This is a genomic window from Endozoicomonas sp., assembly GCF_051008435.1.
Classification (GTDB): domain Bacteria; phylum Pseudomonadota; class Gammaproteobacteria; order Pseudomonadales; family Endozoicomonadaceae; genus Endozoicomonas_A.
Genome location: NZ_JBPCXO010000009.1, coordinates 1 through 6979, shown reverse-complemented (window position 1 = coordinate 6979; position 6979 = coordinate 1). Strand labels below are relative to the sequence as shown.

The following is a 6979-nucleotide window of genomic DNA, read 5'->3' as shown; positions in this document are numbered from 1 at the left end:
TGTCATTCTCCAGATATCTGAAGGATCGAATCTCCGGGACTGGAACTATTCCCCGGTTATCAGACATGGTGCGGGAAAAATCTGTTCAGCTCATGAACCGCTCTGCCTACGAATTTTGAGCAGTTACAATAAGCAGACAGTAAAAGCAACTCGAACAGGCCGAAGCTATTCAATCGAAGAGTCAGCGACTGGGCACTTGCCAGGCTGATAAAGGAACTCATCAAAAGCACTAGAAGCCAGTGTCGATTCAGCAAGGGACGCTCTCTTTTTATCGAGACCTCCCTGTTCTCTAACCGAATGAAAAATTAACCCTCTAAAGATAGCCGTTGTCTGCAAATTAGTCCTTCTAAGCAAAACTAATTTCCAATCAGACTACAGCTCTCATGTTGAAGCTCTGACCAAACGTCAATTCATCAAAACAGAAAAGACTTAAAAAGGTTTGATTAACTGTATTTATACCTATATATTCCAAACTTAATACCTCGTGATTAAATAATAACAACAATAGTCGTATATGCAGAGGCTGTCATGAGCAAGACGCACTTCCGAACCTGCCACCTGTGCGAAACCATGTGTGGAATCGCCGTTGAGTACGAGGGAGACAAGATCCTGTCCATTAAGGGCGACCCCAACGACGTACTCAGTAAAGGAAACATTTGCCCGAAAGCTACGGGTCTTCAGGACGTTCATACCGATCCCGACCGTTTGAAAGCACCTATTCGGAAAGTGAATGGGAAATGGCAGGAAGTCAGCTGGGAAGAAGCGTTTGAGTTTGCGGCTGATAAAATTGTCAGCACCCAGAAGCAGTATGGTAACAACTCAGTAGCCTCTTATATGGGCCGCAGTATTGCGCATAACCTCGGATCACTGATTGGGATTGCTCCTCTGAGGGAGATGCTGAAGACAGAAAACATCTTCACCGGTTCCACCGTCGATCAGATTCCTCACAACTATGCCTGGCAGTTCATGCTCGGACATCCCTACTTCGCTACCGTACCGGATATAGATCGAACGCATTATTTTCTGATGCTGGGCACCAACCCGAAAATTTCCAACGGTGCCATGATGTCCACAGGAGCTAACCCACAGAAGAAATTCAGCGAGATCAGCGCCAGAGGCGGCAAAACCGTCCTCATTGACCCACGAAGAAATGAATCTGCTGACTATGTCGATGAGCACCACTTCATCAAGCCAAACACCGACGCGCTCTTTCTAATAGGCATTATCAATACGATATTCGAAAAAGGGCTGGCTACACCTGGTCGGCTGGAAGCTCATATCAAAGGTTGGGAAAAAGTGCAGCCTGCACTTCAGCAATTTGATATGGCGACCATTGAAAAAGTCACGGGTATCGCTGCAGAAGACATCGAACGTATAGCGGTGGAACTGGCCACTGCAGAGTCAGCTATCTGTTACGGCAGAACCGGACTTTCCATGGTGGAATTCGGCGGCCTTTGTAATTGGCTGATGCAAGTCGTCAATATCATCACTGGCAATATGGATGAACCTGGCGGTCTGATGTTCCCGTTGAATGCTATTGATACAGTTGGTCTGCAGGCCAAGCAGGGACAGTCTTCCTATGATGCTTTCCGCAGCCGTGTCAGCCAGCGTCCAGAGTTTGCTGGCGAATTACCTCTTTGCGTAATGGCAGAAGAAATCATGACCCCCGGCGAAGGGAAGATCCGAGGATTGATTGCACTCTCTGGCAATCCAGTTCTATCCATGGCGAATGGCAAACTGCTGGAAGAGGCCTTTGATCAGCTCGATTTTATGATCTCAGTTGATTTTTATCTGACTGAAACCACTAAACATGCCGACATCATTCTGCCACCGGTTGGCCCCTTTGAAAAAAGTCACTATGATCTGTTTTACCATACCTACGACACCATTAACTGGTCTAAATATTCTCCCAGACTTTTCAAACCGGAAGGCGAAGGCTACACCGATTTCGAAATCATTCGTGAACTGCTGAAGAGAGTCGCAGCCAAACGCGCAACAGGCTTTAAAGAAAAGCTCCTGGTCAAATCCATCAGCAAACTCGTCGACGTGGCTCTGACCCCAGATCGAATTGTTGCCATGGGCCTGAGATTTGGACCATACGGTCCGGGCCTCAATCTCTTCAAAGAGGGCCTGACCCTGAAAAAACTGAAAAAGAATCCCGGAGGCGTTTACCTGGGACCTTTGCAGCGCAGCTTGCCTGAAAGAATCTTCACCAAAGACAAGAAGATTGATCTGGCTCCAGACTTTTATCTTGACGATTTACCCAGACTCTATGATCGCTTCTATTGCGGAGTTCAGGAGCAAATGGATCAGGATTCTGAGTTCGATATGACCATCATCAGCCGCTTAACCAACCGAACTCTAGGCTGGATGCACAACAGCGAACGTCTTGTGAAAGGAAAGCATGCCTGTACTCTGATGATTCATCCAGACGATGCCGAAAAGCGCAGCATCAATCAGAACAGCACCGTCACCGTGACTTCAGCGGTAGGCAGTATTGAAGTGCCGGTAGAGATAACAGACAGCATTATGCCAGGCGTTGTCTGTCTGCCGCACTCCTGGGGGCATAACCGCAAAGGTACCCGCAAGCGGGTGGCAGAAGCTCACCCTGGAGCCAGCCTGAATGATATTACCAACGAGAAAGTTGTGGATGAACTCACCAGTAATGCGGTGGTTCATGGCGTCCCTGTAAAAGTTGAACTCAACAGGATGGCAGTGGCCTCTTGAAACCAGTCAGCCGAGGAGCTTCGGACTAAAACCAAAGCTCCATTGGCTACCATCAATAACAAGAAAAAAGCAGTTAATATGGATATTCAGAAAAAATTACTGGCCAGTGCCGTGTTGTCAGCTTCTGTCATCCTTGCCGGATGCAGTACCAACGACGTCCCCTCAACCATGGGCAGTGCGGTAAACGCCACACCTTTAGCTGAAGATCAGCAACCCCATAACCCCTGGCTGGCAGAATCTGAAAGAAGCAGTATGCATGGCGGCTCTTACAACCGAAACCAGAGCACCTATCCTGGACCTCTGGGCAAAAATACCGAAGCGACACACAGGGTCTTCAGCCGTATCTTAGGTGTAGCGCCCAATATCTCGTTCGACTCCAAAGGCAGATTGATCACCGTCAGCATCAAGTTTACTGGCATTGAACTGCATCTGCTGGATCCTGATACTCTGGAAACCATTGCCCGCTACGACATGCCAAGAAAGAAAAGCCGGGACAACAGTGGCGGTGGTTACTTCCACCTGGACAACCAGGATCGTCCGATTCTTGCACCCGCAGACAACACCATAAAAATTCTGGAACTGGATGAATCGGGTGAACAGCCTGAATGGCTTGTTGCAGAAGAATACAGTCTGGAAGGGGTTATGCCGGAAGGCAGTAATATCCATGACATCATGCCAGACTGGCAGGGTAATCTCTGGTTCGTCACCAGTAATGGCTACATGGGTTATAGAGATCAGAAAACCGGTGAGTTCTACACCTACAAGTTGGAAGAGGAAGGCGAAGTCATTCAAAACTCTTTCGCTGTGGATGAAGAAGGTGTGTACATAGTTTCAACCCATGCTCTCTATCAATTCCAGATTGATGAAAAAACCCGCAAGCCTGTTTACACATGGCGTCAGCCGTACAATCGTGGAGAACAGCAGAAGCCAGGAACCCTGTCCCATGGCTCAGGTACCTCGCCAACTTTGATCGGTAAGGATCTGGTGACAATTGCTGATGATGGCTACCCATCAACAAACGTTGTCGTTTTCCAGCGAAACAAAGACATCCAGGGCGACCGAAAAGTTTGTGAAGTTCCTATTTTCAAGCCCGGTAAAAGTGCGACTGAGAACTCACTGCTGGTTCACGGCAATGCCATAGTGGTTCAGAACGATTATGGACACGTATACTCCGGTAATGCTCTGGAAACATCGCCCGGTGTCACAAGAATTGATGTCCGGGAAGATCGCAGTGGCTGTGATGTAGCCTGGGAATCCGAACTGCTGTCTCAGTCTCTGCCAAGACTCTCTACAGCAACGGGCCTGCTCTACTTCTATACCTTCAAAAAACAGAATGAAGAAGATCGTCTGGGTGGCTGGTATCTCACCGCTTTGGACTTTGCTACGGGAGAGGAAAAGTTTGATCGCCTGATTGGTACGGGAACAGGAGGCATGCTGGACACACTATCCAGTGTAACCGCCCCTGTGGTTCTGGGCCCTAATGGCGCTGCCTATGTAGGCATTCGAACAGGTGTTGTCGCAGCAGTCGACAAGAAGAAATAACGGTTCTTCTCAGCAGGAGGCTGACTATTCTTGGTCAGGCTCCTAGGAGCCTGTTGGACTTATGCTTTCGAGCATAAGTTTCAGTAGAGCGAGTCAAATTATTGGATGGATTCGTGCGAATAGTTGACCTATTTAATCGAATTCATCGAATAATTGGGCCGTTCTTTCTGGAACTTAGGCCGAAATTGTCTTAAGTCCGACAGGCTCCTAGACTTTTTTTCTAACTGGCAAGGCTTCAGCATAACTTGAAGCCTTGTTATGCTTTTCCTTCAGTAGTACTTCCTTCTGGATACGGGTCAACTTTTTGATAGCTGCTTCCCGCTTACTGGCGGTTGATCGGTCATGACCTTCTTCCACATACATCAAAGCAACAGGCTGTTTACCATTAAAAAATCGGGCACCGCCTTTTCTTGCGCCTGAGTGCTCTTTCCAGCGACGCTCAACATCCGTTGTAATACCCGTATATAAGCTGTTATTGCTTGCAAGAATGATATAAACGAACCAGTTCATGAGATCTGCATAAAAAAATAAACAACAGCAGTTTACTGTACCGGGCAGGCAAGCACTATGGTAGAAAGAAAGACAGATCTAACTTGAGCAATGGCCAGAGTGGCCATTGCCAGCAACACACGGCTTCAGTCAGCAGGAAACTCGGAAGTATGAAGGTACTTGAGAATGACCTCCTCATCTTCTTTAACAAGATCCTTGTTAACCTTTTTCTCGATTGTAATCCCTTTTTTCAAATTCGGCAGTATTTCCCCTAGCAGCTTGGGTGGCGAACAGATTTGCAGTGACTTGAACTGGTTCAGATCATGGGCATGATTAATCGATCCAGCCAGTTCTCTGGCAAAATCAAAAGATTCCGTTTCTTTAGGTGATGCATCTGTTCCTACTGCTCTATTAGCCATCTTCCCCATTGCCGAAGGGGTATTGCCAGCCCGGTCTGATACCAGCTCCTGATTTCTCCACTTACCTTCAGGATGATCATACTGATCCACCAGAATAAGTTGCACCGGCTTGATCGTAAGTTCATAAACACGCGCCTGACTGTTATCAGCGACCAGTACCCAGGATTTCTTCATTACGAACTACCTTACCTTGAGGGTTCAAAGGGTTTTTCGACGGTTAGCACTCATGGGTAAGAGGAGTGTCATATATAAAATTGGACGAAGGGACAACCATGAGTTCGACTCCATTAGACTTGCTTTTAACATTAACAGTGTAAACAAGATCTTTCTGTTCAGCCTCCGTAGAATTATAATTCATTGGGCGACTCGGCTTTGGTTTCCAGCAGATTTTCCCTGATAGCTTGAATAGCCTGACTGCTCAGACCCAGCTCCTGCTGTAAATAATTTTCAAAGTCAGGGTAGCGTGCCTGAATCACATCCAGTGCTGCTGCTATTTCTGCCCTGTGGGCGGCATACAAGAAATCAAGAGAGGCCGGAAGTCCCTGCATCTCGTCCCTGAGCTTTTCGAAGGTGTAGAGATTGGTGGTGAGATAATCATTGATAGCGTCTTCTCTACTAAAGCCCAGAGTTAACATGACCACTGCCGCATGAAAGCCGGTTCTGTCCTTGCCCCCTTCACAATGGAACACCAGTGGTAAATTTCTGCGATCTGTCAGGAGTCTCATGAAACGTGCAGTCTGGAACGAAAAATCCCGTGCGAAATCCTGATACCTCTTTATTCTTAGCTTGAAGAGGTTCACCCCTGATAAACGCAGCAGCCAGCTGACTATCCTATAGTCTTTTTTCTGAATCAACCCCTTCAAAGCTTTCAGAACCTCATGACCTCGCAATTCATATGGATCATCAGTATCTACTCCAATCGGCAAAGCTACTCTGAAGTCGAGAGTATCGAATAACTGATCAGGCTTCTCTGCAGATTCATCGAACGATCGAAAATCAACCACCGTTTTTACTGCCTTAGTTTCAAGCCACAACTTGTCTGACGCCGTCAGCTGATCCAGACTGGCCGAGCGATACAGGGTGTTTGGCTTGATTTGTAATAGCGTTTCAGGAGGCAGCTGCAGTGGTCTGAAGTTTTTCACAGCTGAAAGTGGGTCATTGACCAGGATTTTCTGACAATACTCAGGCATTTCAATACTCAAAGTGTTTGTACAAGGCATCTCTTCAGCCAGGAGCACTGAAGAAACCCATAAGACGACAACACACGTAGAATGAACCCAGGCAGACTTCATAGTCATGAGACTCCAGATCTGATACCTGTAACCATAGAGTTAAAGTTTTAAACTGCGTTGAATTCCTTATTGCCAATTTCTTTCTCTGCTTACTCTCCCTTATAATCCGGGTCGCAAAAATAAATCGAAGAAATGGTCAGGTTTCAATACCAAGATGAAACCTGCAATAGAAAAGGACCTGATAGCAATGAGCCGTAACCATGTTCTGTCCCTTCTGTTGGGCATGATGCTTTCCCAATCGATAGTGGCCGCCGACTTCCACCTGGTAACTGAAAACTTTCCCCCCTCTGAACATGACCAGTAATGGTACGTCCTATGCCCGTAATGACCGGGTATCCGGGTTTGCCACGGATATCATGAGGAGCCTGTTTAAGGAAAACGGTTAGGTGAGTAGACCGAGGGAACTTCCCCCTCAGCCTCTCGCAAAACGGAACGTGAACCTCTCGATTCATTCCGCTTCCATCAAGCAAACGTTCTTGCTGATCCAAATCGCCAATGGGCGAAGAGTCC

5 protein-coding genes are annotated in these 6979 nt (G+C 47.2%); 2 read left to right on the top strand and 3 right to left on the bottom strand.

The features are described 5' to 3' along the window. Positions 1-528 precede the first annotated feature (528 nt). Complete coding sequence (locus ACR2PX_RS00295) at positions 529-2727, top strand: molybdopterin-dependent oxidoreductase (RefSeq protein ID WP_433997368.1); 2199 nt, start codon at positions 529-531, stop codon at positions 2725-2727. Between the two features lie 78 nt (positions 2728-2805). Beyond that, positions 2806-4269 carry a hypothetical protein gene (locus tag ACR2PX_RS00290; RefSeq protein ID WP_433997367.1) on the top strand — a complete coding sequence of 488 codons (1464 nt, stop codon included), beginning with the start codon at positions 2806-2808 and terminating at the stop codon, positions 4267-4269. Between the two features lie 207 nt (positions 4270-4476). Here ACR2PX_RS00290 and ACR2PX_RS00285 read toward each other — a convergent pair whose 3' ends face one another. The 3 genes from ACR2PX_RS00285 to ACR2PX_RS00275 form a co-directional block, all read right to left on the bottom strand. After that, on the bottom strand, positions 4477-4779 hold the full coding sequence (locus ACR2PX_RS00285) for a GIY-YIG nuclease family protein (protein ID WP_433997366.1): 303 nt from the start codon (positions 4777-4779) through the stop codon (positions 4477-4479). A gap of 125 nt (positions 4780-4904) precedes the next feature. Beyond that, positions 4905-5351 carry a host attachment protein gene (locus ACR2PX_RS00280; RefSeq protein WP_433997365.1) on the bottom strand — a complete coding sequence of 149 codons (447 nt, stop codon included), beginning with the start codon at positions 5349-5351 and terminating at the stop codon, positions 4905-4907. A 173-nt stretch (positions 5352-5524) separates the two neighbouring features. Then, complete coding sequence (locus ACR2PX_RS00275) at positions 5525-6475, bottom strand: tyrosine-protein phosphatase (protein WP_433997364.1); 951 nt, start codon at positions 6473-6475, stop codon at positions 5525-5527. Positions 6476-6979 lie beyond the last annotated feature (504 nt).